The 19534-nt window shown below is 41.7% G+C and carries 13 protein-coding genes; 1 reads left to right on the top strand and 12 read right to left on the bottom strand.

From position 1 onward, the window contains the following. Positions 1 to 174: 174 nt before the first annotated feature. From bgaA to miaA, 6 genes are all read right to left on the bottom strand, one after another. Positions 175 to 7389: an LPXTG-anchored adhesin/beta-galactosidase BgaA gene (bgaA, locus tag DXN33_RS01765; RefSeq protein ID WP_115904169.1), complete on the bottom strand. Its 7215-nt coding sequence runs from the start codon at positions 7387 to 7389 to the stop codon at positions 175 to 177. Positions 7390 to 7633: 244 nt separating this feature from the next. Further along, entirely contained in the window at positions 7634 to 8389 is a 756-nt protein-coding gene (locus DXN33_RS01760; RefSeq protein WP_115904168.1) for an SDR family oxidoreductase, read from the bottom strand. Positions 8390 to 8409: 20 nt separating this feature from the next. After that, entirely contained in the window at positions 8410 to 9339 is a 930-nt protein-coding gene (gene rnz / locus DXN33_RS01755) for a ribonuclease Z (RefSeq protein ID WP_115904167.1), read from the bottom strand. A 14-nt stretch (positions 9340 to 9353) separates the two neighbouring features. Next, positions 9354 to 9977 (bottom strand): cystathionine beta-lyase, encoded by a 624-nt coding sequence (locus DXN33_RS01750; protein WP_115904166.1) that lies wholly within the window; start codon positions 9975 to 9977, stop codon positions 9354 to 9356. Then, positions 9970 to 11208, bottom strand: coding sequence for a GTPase HflX (hflX, locus tag DXN33_RS01745; protein WP_049551825.1), 1239 nt, complete (start codon positions 11206 to 11208; stop codon positions 9970 to 9972). The genes DXN33_RS01750 and hflX overlap by 8 nt, the downstream gene beginning before the upstream one ends. Then, complete coding sequence (gene miaA, locus DXN33_RS01740) at positions 11201 to 12085, bottom strand: tRNA (adenosine(37)-N6)-dimethylallyltransferase MiaA (protein WP_115904165.1); 885 nt, start codon at positions 12083 to 12085, stop codon at positions 11201 to 11203. Before miaA ends, hflX begins: the two co-directional genes overlap by 8 nt. Positions 12086 to 12205: 120 nt before the next feature. Here miaA and DXN33_RS01735 point away from each other — a divergent pair, with 120 nt between their 5' ends. Next, positions 12206 to 12376, top strand: coding sequence for a DUF3042 family protein (locus tag DXN33_RS01735; RefSeq protein WP_001051780.1), 171 nt, complete (start codon positions 12206 to 12208; stop codon positions 12374 to 12376). Between the two features lie 49 nt (positions 12377 to 12425). Here the strand turns inward: DXN33_RS01735 and DXN33_RS01730 are convergent, their stop codons facing one another. From DXN33_RS01730 to pabB, 6 genes are all read right to left on the bottom strand, one after another. Next, positions 12426 to 13265, bottom strand: a complete 840-nt coding sequence (locus DXN33_RS01730) for a thymidylate synthase (protein ID WP_042750919.1) — start codon at positions 13263 to 13265, stop codon at positions 12426 to 12428. A gap of 98 nt (positions 13266 to 13363) precedes the next feature. Next, positions 13364 to 14323 carry an ROK family glucokinase gene (locus tag DXN33_RS01725; RefSeq protein WP_115904164.1) on the bottom strand — a complete coding sequence of 320 codons (960 nt, stop codon included), beginning with the start codon at positions 14321 to 14323 and terminating at the stop codon, positions 13364 to 13366. Between the two features lie 135 nt (positions 14324 to 14458). After that, the gene (locus tag DXN33_RS01720; protein ID WP_258864227.1) at positions 14459 to 16063 is read right to left on the bottom strand and encodes an Ltp family lipoprotein; all 1605 of its coding nucleotides are present in this window, start codon (positions 16061 to 16063) and stop codon (positions 14459 to 14461) included. Between the two features lie 234 nt (positions 16064 to 16297). Beyond that, positions 16298 to 17107, bottom strand: coding sequence for an N-acetylmuramoyl-L-alanine amidase family protein (locus DXN33_RS01715; RefSeq protein WP_181146399.1), 810 nt, complete (start codon positions 17105 to 17107; stop codon positions 16298 to 16300). Positions 17108 to 17156: 49 nt separating this feature from the next. Beyond that, positions 17157 to 17774 (bottom strand): alpha/beta fold hydrolase, encoded by a 618-nt coding sequence (locus tag DXN33_RS01710; RefSeq protein ID WP_049552251.1) that lies wholly within the window; start codon positions 17772 to 17774, stop codon positions 17157 to 17159. Further along, positions 17775 to 19496 (bottom strand): aminodeoxychorismate synthase component I, encoded by a 1722-nt coding sequence (gene pabB / locus DXN33_RS01705; RefSeq protein ID WP_115904162.1) that lies wholly within the window; start codon positions 19494 to 19496, stop codon positions 17775 to 17777. It lies immediately after the preceding gene. Positions 19497 to 19534: the final 38 nt, after the last annotated feature.

The following is a 19534-nucleotide window of genomic DNA, read 5'->3' as shown; positions in this document are numbered from 1 at the left end:
TCCCTAAACATTTTCTAGGGATTTTTGCTTTCTCTACAAAATAAGGTAGATAATAACACTATACAATTTTATACAAAGAAAATCCCTTAGAAACTTATATTCCAAGGGATTTATCTTCTATCTAAGACAAGAGTTTCTCTCCACTCTTTAATGATAACGAAAGTATCAAAATTTCTAGTCTTCTTTTTTACCTTTAGTGGCTACTAATCCTGCACTCAAACAGAGTAGAGCTAAACCTGCTGCTACTGTTTCTTGGCTTGTCACACTACCTGTATTTGGTAACTGGGCTTTATTAGTTTGACTAGCTTCACTTGGAGCAATTGGTTTTGTTTCTGCTTTTTCTGACACTTGTGGTTTTGTATCTACCGGCTGTACTGGTTTCGTTGTTTCACCAGCTGTACCGACTTCTATGATGCGATCCTGAGCCATAACTTTATCATAGCTATCCTTTTCAGTTCGCTTACCATTTTCAACCTCGATTAAGTGAACACGGACACCTTGTCTTCCTTCTTGGAGGACTCGAGTTTGACCTACTGGAAGTTTATCGTTCTTTTGTTCCTGAACTTTGAAATCGATTGTTTCTTCTTCAATTACAAGTTCTGGTCTGTTAAGCACAAGATTCTTAACTTCGTCTTCTGGAAGAGAGGTGCCTGGTTTCGTTCCAACTTCTAGGATACGATCTTGAGCAACAACTTTATCATAAGTTTCTTTAAGTTGGCGTTTTCCGTTTTCCACTTCGATCAAGCGAACACGGACGCCTTGTTTTCCTTCTTGAAGAACACGGGTTTCACCTAGATACAACTTATCAGACTTACGTTCCTGAACCTTGAAATCAATGGTTTCTTCTTCGACCACAAGTTCTGGTCTGTTAAGCACAAGATTCTTCACTTCATCTTCTGGAAGGGCGGTGCCTGGTTTCGTTCCAACAAAGACAATGCGGTCTGTTGGTGCCTCTACCACTTCGCGAAGTTTTTCTTCCTTAGTGCCGTCAGGATTAATGCTTGTGAAGATACGTTCCTTACCAACTTTTCCTTCTTGTTCTAAACGAGTTTCACCAAGATACAGTGTTGAATCCTTTTTCTCAACTGTCTTGTAGGCCAAATCGTTTTCAACAAATTCAAGTTTTGGAAGTTCTTCTTGTACAGCAGCAACTGTTTTCTCAGAAACTGGTTTTTCCTTAGTCAAGTGGATACGGTATTCCTTGACTTGTTTTCCATTTTCTGAAACAAGGTGAACGAGTACTGGAAGGCTATCGTCTCCGCTATCTACAACTGTTGAAGCTACTTGATTACTTTCTTCGACTGAGACTTTTGGACGTTGACCTTTATAGGTAATTTGATAATCTTGACGATTTTCAGCGAAATCAGGGAGTTCTTTTCCATCTACAAGAATCTTCGATTGAGTACTTTCTTGAGGCAATTCGCTTGGTGCAAGGAAGGTCATCTCAATCATCGCAACACCGCTCTTATCTGCTTTACGCTCCATACGCCATCTCATGGCTTTGGCTTTGACAGCTTTAAATGTTACGTTTATTTCATCACCAGCTTCAATGTCTTTATCCGCACGATAAGGAACAGCTTCCCAATTTTCTGGGTTGTTGAATGGATGGCCTGATTCGTAGGCTTGGTAGTTTGAATAGTAGGTAGGCACTTCAAAGTCTGGACCGACATAACGTTCCAAAACAAGTTTAGATGGTGCATCTGTACCACTATCTGCAAAGAAGTGAAGTTTGGCTTGCGCAACAGTCCGCTCTACAATCTTACCATTTTCACGGAATATCACACCTGCTGATACTTCTGGATTAGAAGATGGCGTTTTAGACCAGTTTGTCCAACGACGATTTTCAGAGTGATCTCTATCATTGATATAGTCTACACGGTCATGAGAACTGTCGTCAATATCATTAGTTGCTGAAGCAAAGGCCTGGTTACTGTTTTCATCATAGTTAGGGTTATCTGAAAGAGCCTCACCAAGTTTATCTGTCACTCGTACAGTGAACTCTGCAGTAAGATTGCTACCAAGGACACGACCTCGAACAGTAAATTGACCTGCTTTTGTCAGATTTTCTGCTGGAACTTCTTCCCATTCAACTGTCAGGTCTTTTGTTTCGTAGCTGTCTTTACCTGTGAAGTAAACCGGAACCTTAGTTGGCAATTCAAGTGGTTGGCCTAGTTGCAACAAGCGAGCTTGTTTAACTGCAGCAACTGGTTTACGAGAAAGTAAGTCTTTATCCTTAGTGAAGTGCAAACGGTATTCTCCTAAGATGTCGCCATTTTCAGCTTTCGCGATGACACGAACTGGCTCACCTTCACGAACACTTGGAACGACGGTAGCGAGACCATTGTTGCTAACACTTGCTGTGACTGCGGGAACTTTTCCATCTACAGACTCAAGGTAGTAGTCTGTCAAATCAGGGTTGAAGTTTGCTAAGTCTTTGCCGTCAACTTGGATTCTTGTTTGTCCTTGTTTGGCTGCCGCAACTTGTTTCGCAAAGATTTGTACTTCTGTGATAGACGTTCCACGCTTGTTATCTGCTTTGACCATGCGAATGCGAACAGCATAGGTTTCAACTTTATCAAAACTAAAGTGATTCATTTCTCCAGCCTTGAGTTGTTCTGGAGCTTTTAGATTAGTCACTTGTTTCCAATTAGCAGGATCATTAAAGACATGGTTTTCATTACCGACAAAGCTAGGATTCTTAGGAGCTGTTGGAACAGTCTTACCAACATAATACTCTATCACATAAGATTTCGGTGCACCGACTCCATGGTCTTCGTGGAATCCGACACTTAGATTATCAACGGAGCGTTTACTCAAGATACCTGAATCTCCAAACAGAACACCAACCGAAGCTTCTGGATTACTACGATTCCAGTTTGTCCAACGATTGGCTGGTCGGTCATTAAAGGAAATCAATTTATCGTTGACATTTGAAACAGAGTCGGTTGGATTTGAGTCTGAAGCAAAGGCAAGTGGCAATTCTGAACCGGTCCATTGGTCAGAAATGTTTGCACCTTGCTCAGTTTGAGCAGATACGCGAACATGAAGTTTAGTTGTTAATTGAGTACCTTCTAAGCGACCATTAACTGTAAAGACACCTTCCTTAGCGTATTGCTCTGGACGAATCGCATCCCATGCAACCTTAGCTGATGAAACGTGACCATTTGAATCATATGTACGAACGCTTTCTGGTAATTGTGGTGCTTCTGCGATTGGAGTTGTCACACTAACTTCTTCAACTGAAACGATGCCTTCTACAGATACTTTAGCACGCGCTTCCAGGTCAATTCCTTCAACTTTACCTAGCACTTCAAAGCTTTGATAGTGGTCTAGTTTTTCTTTCGGAATAGCCTGCCAAGTGACTTTGTGAGCTTTAGGGAAACCTTTGTCATACTCAACCGTTACTGTTGATGGAAGAGTAGGTTCTTGGTGTAAATCTGTCACTACATTTACAGGACGGATGGATTGCGCAATCTTCTTCTCAGTATTTGCTTGTATAGTGAGATTGATTTGACCTGTAGCACCCTCATATTCAGCTTTCAGAGTAAGTGCTCCTGGTTTATGCAACTCAAGCATTCCTTTTCGGACTGCAACTTCCCCTTCACCACTTGTAGAGAAGGTTACTTTATCAGCTGGTAATACAGCTTGCGTTCCATCTTGATAGTGAGCTCGAACCGACAATTTGACTGTTTGGTCTTCTTTAAGACCATCAGCTTGTTCCACTTGCAAGTTCAAATGGTCAATTTTTGGTGCTTCTTCTAGGAATTGAATTGCATAGGTTTGAAGTGGGCCACCATCTTTAGGCTGAACAAAGATGCTCGCACGCATGCCGTTTGCTGCGCTTGCTTGAAGAACTGTAACATCAGCATTTTCAGCACTTGCTGTGACTTCTGGCAATTGGGCACCATAAGCAAGAGTACGATATTGCATTGGTTGTTGACTAGTAAGGCCTGTTACTGCTTCACCTCCAACAGTAACAGTTGGCACTGCAGGTGCTGCAGCTTTTCCTTCTTCTACTACAAGGGTTGCATGAATAGTTTCTCCAGCTAACTGACCAGTCATTGGAATACGTGATCCAGCTACTGAAAGTTTGGCTTTATCTGCTTCCGCAATCTCCCAGCTATCTACTTCGTACTCTTGTACACTTCCATCTGTTACAAGTATTGACACATATTTATCTACAGTATTCAAGTTTGCTCCTGGAGCAACACGTTTAACTGTTGGTAATTCTTTCGCAATTGCTAGAACCTCGACACGAGCCTCTACCTCACGTCCATTTGCTGTACCTTTAGCAGTCACAACTCCTGCTTGACTAACATCGACTTGAGACCAAGTTACTGGAAGTTTTTCACGACTACCATCGCTGTATACAAAACCTACTGTTTTCGGCATTTTTGGATCTTTACCGATTAATGTACGAACTCTTGCTACTTCTGTCCCCAAAACAGTCTTCTCTTGTCCTTCTTTTTTACCAGTAAAGACAGTTACTTGACTAGATTTCAAGAGATCTGAATGGGCTGTCAGTGTGAATTTACCTGCTTGTTCAGTTGATTTGACAATGGCAACACCTTTACCATTAAATGCTTTACGAATCCAAGAACCATCTGCTTGCGCCTTATAGCGTTCACGGCTGGCTTGTTCCCCGTTATCGACACCGACAAGTTGGCCTTGTCCGTGCAATTGGAAGCGAACCAGATTATTGGCAGTTGGTACTACATTCCCTTGGCTGTCAACAATTTCATAGTAGATATATGTCAAGTCTTTTCCATCTGCTGCAATTGCATGGTCTTCCTTGATAAGACGAACAGCCGCTGGCTTACCAGCAGTCGTAATCTTGTCACGTGCAATTTCTTTACCAGCTTCATCACGAGCAATTGCTTCCAAGGTACCTGGTTGATAAGCAACTTTCCATTCAAGATAAAGTTCATTAGCATTAGCACCTTCTTGGTAAGTGCGTCCATCGCTAGTTTGTTTTTTGTTGAAAGTCTTAAGACCAAGAGATTTTCCATTCAAGAACAATTCTACACTTGCAGCATTAGAATAAGCACGTACAGGGATTTTATTTTCCGCGTCTGCTACATTGTCTATCAACTCTTTGTTTTCCCAGTTCCAGTGAGGAAGAAGGTGAACCATTGGTTTTTTCTTTGCAGAAACCCATTGACTTTGGTAAAGATAAAAGTCGTTTTTTGGAATACCTGCAGTATCTACGATACCAAAATAAGAGCTTTTAACCGGCGTGTTGTTTTGGTTGTGCCATGGAGTTGGTTCACCGATATAGTCCGTACCTGTCCAAATGAATTGACCAGCATAGCCAGCATTGTCACGGTCAAATGTCCATGAAGCAGTTGCCGTTTTACCCCAACCAACACGGTCATTTCCATAATCTGACTGTTCATAGTTACGCCATGACTGATTACTTTGTACCCACTCACGCTCTGGGTGAAAGTAACTTCCTCTTGTACGCGTTGCTGAAGATGTTTCTGACCCATAAATCAACCATTTTGGATGCTTAGCTCTAAGGGCTTTGTAATTATCTTCAGAGTAGTTAAATCCAACAGCATCCAGTTCATCAGCAATTTTTTCATGCCCACCGCTACCATTACCGAAACGGAACTTATCTGCTCCCATGGTAACATAACGAGTCTTATCAACACCCTTGATAACTTTGACTAGACGTTTAACAGTAGCTAGAGAATGGGGATCCCCATTTGCTTCACCGATTTCATTTCCGATTGACCACATAAAAACAGCGGGATTATTTTTGTCTCTCTCTACCATAGTACGTAGATCGTAGTCGGACCATTTTTCACCTTTTTTAGCCTCAGGATGGGTAGCATCTTTTTCAAAGAAACGACCATAATCGTAAGGTTTCTTTCCGCCATACCAAGTATCAAAGGCCTCTTCTTGAACAAGTAAGCCAAGTTCAGCTGCAATCTGTAAAGTCTGAGGACTTGCTGGGTTGTGAGTCGTACGAATCGAATTCACTCCCATTTCCTTCATCTGTTTCAGTCTACGGTACTCAGCCTTGTAGTTTTCTTCTGCTCCAAGCGCTCCGTGGTCATGGTGCAAGGAAACTCCATGGAATTTAATGCGTTCACCATTCAAAGAGAAGCCCTCATTTGGAGTCCAGTTATAATATCGGTAACCAAACAGATCTTTCTTAGCATCAACTAATTGACCGTCCCGGTAAACACGTGTAACTAATTCATACAAGGCCGGTTTGTCATTTAAAACCGTCCAGAGTTTTGGTCTTTCAACTTCTAAAATCGCATCAAGACTAGTTACTTCATGTGCTTTCAAGGTACGGCTCTCTGTACGTACTAGACCTGTCACAGCCTGACCACCACGTTCAACGATTTGATATTCTGCTACAAGTTGATGGTCTTTATCGTCTGTATTGACAATTTTGCTGGTCACATGAGTTTCAACCTTGCCATGTTGTTGTTCTTCAAGTTTTGGTGTTAAAATAGTTGTCCCATTTTTCTCAACATGAACCTTATCTGTCACTTGTAAAGTCACATCACGGTAGATACCACTTCCTGAATACCAACGGCTGCTTGGCTGCTTGTTGACTGCATGAACAGCAATTACATTCTCACGTCCATCTTTGTTCAAATAGTTAGTGATGTCATATGAAAATTGGTTATAACCATTTGGGTAATGACCCACTAACTGACCATTGACATAAACTTGAGAATCCATGTAGACGCCATCAAAAGTGAGGCGAACATTTTTCTTGAGATCTTTTTCATCTAGTTTGAAAGTCTTGCGATACCAAGCTTCCCCACCGTTAAGCTGTCCACCTTCATTTTGTGCAGGAGATTCATGATCAAAATCGTTAAAGATACTCCAGTCATGCGGTAAATCTAATTTTTTCCACGTAGATACATCTGCATCCGGTTTAATGGCTTCTTTAGAATTCGCATTGAGTTTAAAGTGCCAATTTTGGTTAAAATTCACTTTTCTGTCTTCAATCATTTGATTGACTTCTTCATTTGTCACAGCTTTAACATCTTCCTTGAGCGGTTTTTCTTGACTTGAAGCTTGTGATTCTATCTTTGGAGCTTTTTCCTCTTTTGGAGTTACTGCTTTATCTTCTTTCTTCTCAGATGAAATAGACTCAGTGGCACTAGATTGTTTTTGTGCTGTACTTTCGACTACATTTTTAGTTTCCAAAGCTTGATCAACCTTTTCTTCTACTATAGGATTTTCCTCTTTAGGTTTCTCAGCAGTACGAGTAATAGGTGTTTCATCCGCATTAACTACAGATTCTCCAGCTATATTTCCTGCGAATAGAACTGCACAAGTTCCAATCATTACTGAGCAAGCTCCTACAGCAAACTTACGAATGCTATAGACTCTTTTACGATTCCAATGGCTTTTTTCCATAAAATCCTCCTTTTAGTAATCGCTTTCATTTTTGTGTAAGCGCATAACTTTTAATAGTCTTTTACCCTTATTTTATTAAATAATATAGGTATTTTCAATACTTTAGCATATAAAATAATATTTTTGATAGTTTTTTCTAAAATTTGTAGAAGAATTAAAAAACTGAATGTAGTTTTAAAAGAAAAAACACTTATTAACCTTTAAATTAAAAGAAGTAAAAAAGTCCCTTTAAAAGGAACTTCTTCTATTTGTAGTTAAAAGTTTCCCCTGCCAGCTTATCAGCTAGCTTTGGAAAGAGAGTATAAAACTTATGGGCTAGGTTCAACAAAACAGGAAGATTAAGTTCTCGTTTGTTTTTTCCTATAATCTTGACAATCTTTTTAGCCACTGCATCTGGTTTCAATAGGAAGCGTTCAACCGACTTGAGATAGGTGCCATCTGGGTCGGCTTGGTCGAAAAATCCTGTGCGGATTGGTCCTGGATTGACAGTCGTTACGTAAATACCATAAGGCATCAGTTCGAGGCGTAAGGCATTTGAAAAACCAATGGCCGCAAACTTGGTAGCAGAGTAGAGACTAGACTTACCAGTAGCGATCAAACCTGCCATGCTAACAATATTGATGATATGGCCTTTTCGACTTTCCTTCATTCGAGCCGCAAGGCGACGAGATAGATTCATCAGGGCAAAGGTATTGACCTCGAACATCTGATGAATATCTTGGTCGGAAATCTGGTCAAATTCCTCAAAAATCCCGTAACCAGCGTTGTTTACCAAAACATCAATCTCGTCATAGCGGAGATGAAGGTCTGCTAGCAGAGTTTCTAAGGCTGAATCATCGGTAATATCGATTTCAATCAATTCTGCATAGGGATGGTTTCCGTAGAGTTGGACTAATTTTTCCTTATTTCGACCAAGTAAGATGAGTTGGTCATTTGGCAAGAGTTTGACCATTTCTTGAGCTAGGCCACCGCTAGCACCTGTAATGAGAATAGTAGGCATACTTATCCTTTCCCAAGCTTTTAGATTTCCACTTCTTCTAAGTCTTTGACCACGTGGACATTTTCAAAGATAGTAGCTGCATCATTCTTAAGCTTGCTGATATCTTTTGAGAGGAAACGGGCACTGATATGGTTGAGCAAGAGACGTTTCGCTCCTGCTTCTGTAGCGACTTGAGCAGCCTGCATATTGGTTGAATGACCATGATTACGAGCAATTTTCTCATCTCCCTTACCATAAGTCGACTCATGGACAAGGACATCCGCATTAATACCTAAGCGTACACTAGCATTGGTTTTGCGAGTATCACCAAGAATGGTAATAATCTTACCTGGACGTGGAGCTGAGATATAGTCAGTTGCCTTGATTTCAGTCCCATCTTCGAGCACAACGTCCTGACCGTTTTTGATTTTTCCAAAAAGAGGGCCAAATGGGACACCAGCTGCCTTGAGCTTTTCAGCATTTAAGGTACCTTCTAGGTCCTTTTGCATGACACGATAGCCAACGCAGAAAATAGTGTGGTCCAACTCCTCTGCATACACTGTGAATTTATCGGTCTCAAGGATTTTTCCTAAAGAATCTTGGTCAAACTCATGAAAATGAATGCGGTAAGGCAGGCGAGAACCCGACACACGAAGACTGGTTAAGATAAATGACTTAATCCCTTGAGGTCCATAGATTTCCAAATCCGTCTGCTCTTCATTAGCCTGAAAGGCTCGACTAGAAAGGAAACCTGGTAAGCCAAAAATGTGGTCTCCATGCAGGTGGGTGATAAAAATTTTGCTGACCTTACGTGGTCGAATTGTGGTTTCCAGAATGCGATTTTGCGTTCCTTCTCCACAGTCAAATAGCCAGACTTCGTTAATCTCATCCAATAATTTCAGAGCGAGACTTGAAACGTTGCGGGCTTTAGAGGGCTGACCAGCCCCCGTTCCTAAAAATTGAATATCCATTCGATACTTTCTAATTAATCAATATATAACATGGCTGTGCGGTTTTCCGATCGGAAATAGCGCTTGCCAGAAAAAGCTGTGGCTTCTTGTAATAACTCCTCTTGGCTGTAGCCTTTGAGACGCTTACGACCGTCAGCCAAGCTTTCCAAATCTGTCAAAGCTGTAAGATTTTCCACGCTAACAACTTCCTCGTCCTCGACAGCCTTCATGTAAATCTTGCCAGACTCCTCAAAGACTAGCTGATGGGGAAAAATTTGTGCAATTTCAAAAAGTAAGTCATCCGAAATCTTCTCTTCATTCTCAGAGAAAATTCGACCAAGACCCTCACTCTCATAGCAAAAACCAAAGGATTTACCAGACAGATTAAGACGAATAAAAGGCTTGTTTTCGAGTGTGAAACTCAGCTCAGTATTGTAAAGATTCAGTTCCTGACTGAGTTCCGCAAAATAATCCGTCGCTGCCTCAGGACTCTTTTTTTGGTAAAGTTCTGCAAAGTAAGCATTGACCACGCTGGGCGGAGGTGTGATAAGTGCCAACTGCTCCTGCTCTGTCTTGCCAGCTAGAAGCTGATCCAGATAGACCTTGTCCAGACTTGTATAGCCCCCATATTTTAGAGCCAAGGTTTTGATATCAGTCATAAAATTCTTCTAACCTCCATTTGTTTTTCTCAGAAATGTAGCCTGTAATGACTTCGCCATCCTCTTGATAGTCACGTTCTTCCAGAATCGCAACACTTTCCAAATCATGAATCTTGTAGGATTTAGAGAAGGGCACACGCAGGGTAAAGGATTCAAAAATATCCTTGATTTTCTCTAAAAATAGAGCTTGCAACTTCTCACGACTATCCTCAGATTTGGCAGAAATAAGAGCGTATGGCGTTTGGGTCGGCATGAAATCCTCCACCAAATCCGCTTTATTATAAAGTGTCAGGCGAGGAATGTCTTCCATATCCAAGTCCTTCATGATGGACAGGACCGTTTTTTCATGCTCTTCGTGGTAAGGGTTGCTGGCATCGATAACATGAACCAGAAGGTCTACATGCTTGCTTTCCTCCAAGGTTGACTTAAAACTGGACACTAACTCTGTCGGCAAGTCTTGGATAAATCCAACGGTATCGGTCAAGGTCACTTGGAGATTCCCCCCTAGATGAATACTCTTAGTCGTCGCATCCAGGGTCGCAAAAAGCTCGTCAGCCTCATACTGGGTCTTACTGGTTAAGGTGTTCATGATAGTTGACTTCCCAGCATTGGTGTAACCAATCAAACCAATCTTGAAGGTGCTTGACTCCAAACGTTTTTCTCTGACAGTCGCCCGATTTTTCTCAACCACCTTGAGCTGGCGCTCGATATCCGTGATTTGGTTGCGAACACTACGACGGTTCAGCTCCAGCTGGCTTTCACCAGGTCCACGGGAACCAATTCCCCCTGCCTGACGACTGAGCATAATCCCCTGACCAACCAAGCGAGGCAAGAGATATTTGAGTTGTGCTAGGTGGACTTGGAGCTTCCCTTCATGGCTTCGAGCTCGCATGGCAAAGATATCCAAAATCAACTGCATACGGTCAATGACCTTAACCCCCAGAACTTCCTCTAGATTAACATTTTGCCTTGGTGTCAAACGGTTGTTGACGATGACAGTGGTAATTTCTTCTGCATCCACCATGAGCGCAATTGCTTCTAACTTACCAGAGCCGACGAAGGTCTTGGAATCATATTTTTCACGTTTTTGTCTGTAACTATCTACAACGACTGCCCCAGCTGTCTTAGCCAGACTGGCCAATTCTTCCATAGAGAGATCAAAATTGTCCATGCCCTGCAATTCTACACCAATGAGCAGGACCCGTTCCTCTTTTTTCTCCGTTTCAATCATCTAAAAACTCCTCTATCTGGCTTAAAATTCGGTCTTGCACACCAGTTTCTCCAATCTGATAAAAGGTGACCTGCATGCGATTACGGAACCAGGTCAACTGACGCTTGGCAAAACGACGAGTCGCCTGTTTGAGACTCTCACTAGCTTCCTCCAAGGTTTGCTCTCCACGGAAATAAGGAAAGAGTTCCTTGTAGCCAATTCCTTTAGCAGCCTGCACATCAGGGTAATGGTCAAAAAGCCACTTAGCTTCATCCAAAAGCCCAGCCTCAAACATTAGATCTACTCGGCGATTGATACGCTCATAAAGCTGACTGCGCTCATCGTCCAAGCAGATAATCAGCGGTTCATACAAGGTCTCTTGATTTTCCAAATCCTGACCAAAATGGGCAATTTCCAAGGCACGCATAGCACGACGACGATTAAACTGGGGAATCTCAAGGCCAGCTTGCTCCACAAGATAGGCTAGTTCCTCATCTGTATAGGGCTCTAAACTAGCCCGATAGGCCAAAATTTCCTCATGGGGAGTCTCCCCACCTAAATGGTAGCCTTCTAACAAGCTCTGGATATACAGTCCAGTCCCACCAGCGATAATGGCTAGCTTGCTACGACTGTGAATATCCTCAATAGCCATCTTAGCTTCTGAAACAAAATCAAAAGCCGAGTAAGACTCGGTTACCTCTCTAACATCGATTAAATGATGGGGAACAGCTGCCTGCTCTTCTGGACTAACCTTAGCCGTCCCAATATCTAGACCTCGGTAAACCTGCTGGCTATCGCCACTAACAACTTCGCCATTAAAACGCTTTGCAACTTCAATGGCTAGAGCTGTCTTTCCAACTGCAGTCGGTCCAACAATCACAATTATTTTTGTTTTCATCTTTTTTCCTTGAAAAATTCCCATTTTTTCGTTACTATTATTATAACACAAAAAGGTCAGTCAGAAAAATGTGACCTCTTGAGGAGGCTGGCTGATTGAGAATTTAAAGGAGGAAGACTCATGGCTAAAGGATTCGCTAAAGGTCTTGTAACAGGTGTCGCAGGAACTGTCGCTGCAGTTGCAGGTGCAGTATACGCATTCAAAAAGAAAGTGATTGAACCAGAAGAGCAAAAAGCAGCTTTCATCGAAGAAAATCGTAAAAAAGCAGCTCGCCGCCGCGTATCACGTTAAGAAACAAAAGAAGTTGGGATTCATTATCTCAACTTCTTTTTCTATTCTTTTAAATAGCTAGGTCAAACTTCAACTGCGGCTTGACAGGGTCATAATCCACCAACTCAAAATCCTCTGCTTTAATATCAAAGAAATTGGTCTTATCTGGCACATTTAAAACCAAACGTGGTTGGCAGTTTGATGGCTCACGACGGAGCAATTCCTGAGCTTGTTCAAATTGATTGTCATAGATATGGAGGTTGTTGATAAAGTAGAAGAACTTCCCTACCTTCCAGCCAAAATGCTTAGCAATCATCATTTGAAGAGCCACATACTGCATAGCATTGATGTGGTGAGCCACCAACATGTCATTCGAACGCTGGGTCAATGTCGCATCCAGATAGATTTCTCCATCTACACGGCGGACATCAAACATGGTCTGAAAGGCACATGGGAGGAGGCCGTCCGTCTCCTCAAAAGCTTGGTAATCCCAGAGCGAAATGATATTGCGACGGTTCCAAGGATTGGCTTCCAACTGTTTGAGAAGCTTATTGATGATGTCGTGTTTCTTAACGACCGCCCCGTAACGTTCACCAATGGTTCCCGTATCTCCCACTTCCCAGTCATTCCAGTAGTGAACATTGTACTTGTCATTGAGCACATCTAGGCTATTGGACTGGTCTTGGTAAATCCAGAGCACTTCTTTGATGGCGGATTTGATGGCAATAGGACGCAAAGTTGTGATGGGGAATTCCCCCTTGGCCAAGTCATACTCGGCAAAGGCACCCGTTACATACTTGGAGTTGGCAACAGTCCCATCCTTGTACTTGGGACGAGCCTGCTCAGAAAAGACACCGTCTTTGAGGATTCGTTCAATATTTTCTTTAAAAATCGTATCTGCTTTTGTCATTTACTCTCACCTCATTTATTGTCCTAACTAGTATAGCATAAAAAAAGAAAGGAGGAAAATCACTCGCTTTTGGAAAGCAATTTTCTCCTTTTTCAATTTTATTGTAAAACAAGTGACGCTGCTCCGATAACTCCAGCGTCATTTCCTAGAGTTGCAAGAGCTAGTTTAGTAGTTGTGCGTACTTGTGGGAAAGTATTTTCATCGTAGACTTTTTGAACACCTTGTAGAAGGAATTCTCCCGCAGCTGACACACCACCACCGATGACGATTGTTGAAGGGTTTAGGATTGAACCAATGTTAGCACAAGCGATTCCCAAATAACGTGAGAAGTTACGGTAAACGATCAAAGCAAGGTCGTCTCCTTCTTTTGCCAAATCAAAGACAGTCTTAGCGGTTACTTCTTCTCCATTATCAATCAAGCGTTTCAAGGCTGCATCGCCTTCGTATTCATCGGCATAACGACGAGTCAAGTTGACAATCCCTGTTGCAGAAGCGACTGTCTCAAGACAGCCTTTCTTACCACAGGTACATGCGATTGGTTGGTCAAAGTCAACAGTAATGTGGCCAAGCTCACCTGCTGCACCAGCAACACCGTGAAGCAATTTACCTTCTGCAACGATACCTCCACCAACGCCTGTACCGAGTGTCATAAAGACAACATCTGGTTGATTATCTCCAGCACCCATCCAACGTTCACCAAGAGCAGCTACGTTAGCATCATTATCGATGAAGAATGGAATGCCCAAGGATTTCTCAATTTTTTCTTTAATTGGCTGAAGGGTTTTCCAGTTGAGGTTGTAGGCACCGATAACAGTCCCTTTTTCACGGTCAACCACACCTGGTGATCCCATTCCGATACCTTGGAAGTCTGCTGCTGCCAATCCAAGCAAGTCCAAACGATGTTGAATAGACTCAATCATATCATCTACGATATGACTTCCCTCATCCAAAATGTTGGTCTTGATAGACCATTTTTCTTGGATTTCTCCTGCTGTTGTCAAGATTGCAAATTTGATAGAAGTTCCACCAAGGTCAATCCCAATAATCTTTTGACTCATCATATTCTCCTTTTTCATTATGAATTAATTGAAAATGCTTACAGTACTAGTATAACAAATTTTAGTTTCTTATGCAAAGGTTTGCAGGCTACAAGCCAATATAAAACATCTCATTTGCTTCACTATTTGTAAAAATTAGTCACCTAGATGTTGAATGGCATAGTTTGCTTCTTCTTTTGTAAATTTTCCAATCCAAGAAGAAGTTAGCCACTCATAAATCTCTGTCTTTGATAAATGTTTATTCTTTCGGTATTCTCTTGCTTTAATTAAGGCATTTGCTTTGTAATCTGCATTCAAGTGATCGATGGCATACTGCGCTGCTGAACTTGAAAAACCAGTCCACGTTAATTGGTCATAGAGATCTTTTTTTGACATATGTAAAACCGAATTATAGCTTTTCGCTTTATTTAAAGCAGCATTGTACTGCTTCCCATCTAGTTTTGGTTGCCGCACACCATCGTATCCTACATAGTGACGACCACCATCTACCCATTTGTCCTTAGCCATTTTACCGTCTGATTCAACATAGTAACGGCCACCATCTACCCATTCATTCTTGGCCATCTTTCCATCTGATTTGAAATAATAATTTCCTACCCATTTATTGCGAGCTTGGCTTCCTTCTGATGGTAGATTAAGTTTTTGAATTGCATAGTTTGCTTCTTCTTTTGTAAATTTTCCAATCCAAGAAGAAGTTAGCCTCTCATAAATCTCTGTCTTTGATAAATGGTTATTCTTTCGGTATTCTCTTGCTTTAATTAAGGCATTTGCTTTGTAATCTGCATTCAAGTGATCGATGGCATACTGCGCTGCTGAACTTGAAAAACCAGTCCACGTTAATTGGTCATAGAGATCTTTTTTTGACATATGTAAAACCGAATTATAGCTTTTCGCTTTATTTAAAGCAGCATTGTACTGCTTCCCATCTAGTTTTGGTTGCCGCACACCATCGTACCCTACATAGTGACGGCCACCATCTACCCATTCATTCTTGGCCATCTTGCCTTCAGAATCAACATAGTAACGGCCACCATCTACCCATTCATTCTTGGCCATCTTTCCATCTGATTTGAGGTAATAATTTCCTACCCATTTATTGCGAGCAGAGCTTCCTTCTGCTGTTAGATAATAATATGAACCATAGTTTTTATCATAAATCCAGTCACTTTTAACCTTTTTTCCATCAGAATCAACATAATAACGACCACCATCTACCCATTCATTTTTAGCTCTCTTCCCATCTGATTTGAGGTAGTAATTTCCTACCCAGCCAGACTGAACTTTAGATTGTGATTTATCCTGTTTAGAAGTTGTTTCTTTAGCTTTTTCAGTCGGTTTTGGTGCCGGTGTTTTTGGTTTATCAGCAGATTTTTGTGCTGGTGTTTTCGGTTTCTCAGCTGGTTTTTGAGCCGGCGTTTTCGGTTTCTCAGCTGGTTTTGGTGCCGGCTTCGGCGCTGGTTTCGGTGCCGGCTTAGGCACGGGTTTTGATGCCGGCTTCGGCGAGGGTTTCTGTACTGGCTTCGGCGAGGGTTTTGGTGCTGGCTTCGGCGAGGGTTTCTGTACTGGCTTCGGCGCGGGTTTTGGTGCTGGCTTCGGCGCAGGTTTTGGTGCGGGTTTTGGTGCCGGCTTCGGCGCAGGTTTTGGTGCGGGTTTTGTATTCTCTTTTACAATTTTACCATTTTTAGACGCATCTTTTTCTTGAGCAGATACTTTCTGAGATGAGAAAGGCAACATCCCCATTGTATCTGAAAGAGAAACAAGTGCAAGTGTAGTTGCTGCTAAACTTGTAACCAAAATTTTTTTGATCTTCTCATAAAAATCTCCTTTTCTTATGATTTACACTTATAGTATACCATATCCTTAATCTTTTTTATATTAAAATAACAACTATTTATGAAAGCCCTATTTTAAAATGAAGTGCAACACAAAAGACATGTTCATCTGATATTACCTATTATCCTATTTTTTAATTTCTTATTTAACCCATTTACCTGAACCATCTACACGATAACCATCCGGTGTACGTTCATTCACAGCCATTTTACCGTTTGATTTAAGATAGTAATTGCCTACCCAAGTGTTACGAGCGTAACTGCCTTCTGATGTCAAGTAGTAATATGATTTGTAGTTACTATCATATATCCACTCACCTTTAGCCATCTTACCATCTGATTTGAGATAATAATTACCTGACCAAGTATTACGAGCGTAACTGCCTTCTGATGTCAAGTAGTAGTATGATTTGTAGCTACTATCGTAGACCCACTCACCTTTAGCCATCTTACCATTTGATTTAAGGTAGTAAGCTCCTTGCCATGCATTTTTTGCATAAGAACCATCTGATTTCAAATAATACCAAGCTTGATAAGAAGAGTCATAAATCCATTCGCTCTGTGCCATTTTACCATCCGCTTTCAGATAATAGCTTCCCTGCCAAGCATTTTTCACTGGATTTCCATTTCCATCAAAGTAATACCATGCACCATCCTGCTTAACCCAGCCACTTGTTGTTGCTGAACTTGTATTGTTTTGAGCCGAAGTTGATTGCTTTGCTTTGAAAGCACCTTTTGGGGCATTTTTCAATTCACACGCCACACCATCATGATCACGGTCTAACTTGGCAGAATAACCAGGTTCTCCCTCATGAATATCCGCATATCCATTCGCCCAAGCTTCCTTACAGCTAGAAAAATGAATGTTTTCTTCCGCTAACACAGGCTGTGAAAACAAGGCTAAAACTGGCAAGGTAGCCAGACTCATTTTAAAAAATAGACGTTTGTTCATTTCTTTCTCCCATAATTATAATATCGTTTTTAATGTTGTTTTATCAAACTTATTTCAGCAATTCAAGAAAACTTCTAGTTATTGCTGCAAACTCTTTTGGTTTGGCTCTATTCAAGACATGAGGACCGTCAGGGATAATCTGGAACTGGGAATTTGGCATCAGTTCTTGAATAGCTTTCATTGAACTGAGATTAGGCTTATCTTGACTACCACAAATTAACAAAGTTGGATAGGGACAATTCTTTGCAATCTCTCTTAAATCAAGTGTTTTTAATTCCTCAGAAACTCCAACCAAAAGCGATTTATCTGCTCCCTGTTTCTCAAATGTCCTTTTGGGGAGTAGTTTAAATATCAGCAACTGAATGTAAAAAGGGATATTGCCAGCTAGTTTCAATGGACAGCCTGACAAAACCAAGGCCTGAAGATTTGGCAAATCGTAACTTGACAGCTCTAATGCAAGTGCAGCTCCTAAGGACAAACCGATTAGGACAAAAGGTTCTGTCTCCTCTGACAAGTGCTGATAAATGCGCTCCTTAGCTTCTTGATAGGTAGCAACTCCGGAAGGAAATAACTCTAGGGCTTCAGAAGGATAATCTACAAGCAACTCTTGCACTTCTTTCCAACTATCTGCTGACTGACCTAGGCCATGTAAAAATATTAATTTCATTTAGTTCTCCCTTACTGACAGCTCATACAAGCCCCTGACTGCATTACAGCCATAGATAGCTTCTGCTTGGGCAAAATCTGCCAAGGTCAAGACTTTCTCTTCTATCTGTCCTGTTTCCAGCAAATGCTGACGGTAAATGCCTGGTAAGATTCCAAGTCGGACTGGCGGTGTATAGAGTTTCCCATCGATTTTCAGAACCAAATTTCCGATAGAGGTTTCAAGAAGTTCTCCAGACTTATTGTGGTAAATGATCTCTTGCTCCCCTAGGTTCAAATGCGGTCGGTGAGTCGTTTTGAAGTAGGTAAAAGCTTGTTGCAAATTGGCTTCCTGAGGGCAGAGTTGGGCCTGACAAAAGCTTGTACTAAGGGGTGTTAATACTTGGCGATCGACTTCTATCTCTCCAGACTTGCTGAGAGAAATACGCAAGCGGTAATCTTGATTAGCATCACAAGCCTGACACTCTGCTTCAATCTTTTGTCTCAAAATTTCTGGGTCAAAAGGAAAAGCAAAATATCGACTTACCTTTCTCAGTCTTTCTATATGTTGCTCTTCAAACAGCAGTTGTTTTTGGCTGATTTTCCCTGTAGTAATCAGTTGGAAACGAGCTTCTTTACGATAGAGAACAGCTGCCTTTTGATGAACTTCACGGTATTCAGACTCCCAGGTGCTATCCCATGTAATTCCTCCGCCAACTCCATAGATGGCTTTCCCTTGATACAGTTGAATAGTTCGGATAGCAACATTAAAAATCCGGCGCCCACTTGGAAGCAGGAGACCAACGGTTCCACAGTAGACTCCACGCGGTTGTGGCTCCAAGTCCTTAATGATTTCCATAGTTGCAATTTTGGGTGCACCCGTTATGGATCCGCAAGGAAAGAGAGAACGGAAGATTTCAACAAGGTCAACATCCTCTCGCAACTGACTCTTGATGGTTGAAGTCATCTGCCAAACAGTTGAATACTGTTCCACTTGGCAGAGACGCTCCACATGCTCACTCCCCACCTCAGAAATACGGTTCATATCATTGCGTAAGAGGTCCACAATCATCATATTTTCAGAGCGATTTTTAGGATCCTGCTCCAACCAACTAGCCTGTTCAAGATCTTCTTGGTCAGTCACTCCACGCTGAGTCGTTCCCTTCATTGGTCGTGTAGTCAATTCACGGCCATTTTGCTCAAAAAAGAGTTCTGGACTCATGGAAATCACTGCCATCTCATCGTGTTCCACATAGGCATTGTAGCCTGCCTCCTGCTCTACCACCATACGATTGTAGATGGCAAAAGGATTGGCACTTAAATCCTGCTTGAGTTGGACGGTATAGTTGACCTGATAGGTGTCCCCCTGCCGCAAATGATGGTGAATCTGGGCAATAGCCTTTTCATAATCCTCTGCAGACGTTACTTCCTGCCAGTTTGAAGGCAAATCAACCTCTTCATAAGTCAGAGGAATAGGGGATGTTTCTACCCTATCGTGAACTGTAAAATATAGTAGGTACTCTCCCAGTAAGGGAGCCTTGTGAACTGCTAATTTCTCTTCAAAAGCAGGTGCAGCCTCATAGCTGACATAACCCACCACATAATAGCCTTGCTCTTGGTAGCTTTCCACTTGTGCCAGCAAATCTGCCACTTCTGCTAAATCTCTCGTTTTTAACTCTTTAATAGGCTGGGTAAAGGTGTATCTCTCCCCCAAAGCCCTAAAATCAATCACTGTTTTTCTATGCATATTTCAAGTATAGCATAAAAAGGCAGATTCAGACAAAG

This window comes from Streptococcus sp. NM, assembly GCF_003390135.1.
Taxonomy (GTDB): Bacteria; Bacillota; Bacilli; order Lactobacillales; family Streptococcaceae; genus Streptococcus.
This window is presented reverse-complemented; position numbering and strand designations above follow the sequence as displayed.

Coding starts and splice junctions, on each gene's coding strand:
- rnz (WP_115904167.1), bottom strand. CDS start 9,339: ATGGATATTCAATTTTTAGGAACGGGGGCTGGTCAGCCCTCTAAAGCC.
- DXN33_RS01730 (WP_042750919.1), bottom strand. CDS start 13,265: ATGACAAAAGCAGATACGATTTTTAAAGAAAATATTGAACGAATCCTC.
- DXN33_RS01720 (WP_258864227.1), bottom strand. CDS start 16,063: ATGGGGATGTTGCCTTTCTCATCTCAGAAAGTATCTGCTCAAGAAAAA.
- DXN33_RS01715 (WP_181146399.1), bottom strand. CDS start 17,107: ATGAACAAACGTCTATTTTTTAAAATGAGTCTGGCTACCTTGCCAGTT.
- DXN33_RS01725 (WP_115904164.1), bottom strand. CDS start 14,323: ATGAGTCAAAAGATTATTGGGATTGACCTTGGTGGAACTTCTATCAAA.
- pabB (WP_115904162.1), bottom strand. CDS start 19,496: ATGCATAGAAAAACAGTGATTGATTTTAGGGCTTTGGGGGAGAGATAC.
- DXN33_RS01710 (WP_049552251.1), bottom strand. CDS start 17,774: ATGAAATTAATATTTTTACATGGCCTAGGTCAGTCAGCAGATAGTTGG.
- bgaA (WP_115904169.1), bottom strand. CDS start 7,389: ATGGAAAAAAGCCATTGGAATCGTAAAAGAGTCTATAGCATTCGTAAG.
- DXN33_RS01750 (WP_115904166.1), bottom strand. CDS start 9,977: ATGACTGATATCAAAACCTTGGCTCTAAAATATGGGGGCTATACAAGT.
- hflX (WP_049551825.1), bottom strand. CDS start 11,208: ATGATTGAAACGGAGAAAAAAGAGGAACGGGTCCTGCTCATTGGTGTA.
- DXN33_RS01760 (WP_115904168.1), bottom strand. CDS start 8,389: ATGCCTACTATTCTCATTACAGGTGCTAGCGGTGGCCTAGCTCAAGAA.
- miaA (WP_115904165.1), bottom strand. CDS start 12,085: ATGAAAACAAAAATAATTGTGATTGTTGGACCGACTGCAGTTGGAAAG.
- DXN33_RS01735 (WP_001051780.1), top strand. CDS start 12,206: ATGGCTAAAGGATTCGCTAAAGGTCTTGTAACAGGTGTCGCAGGAACT.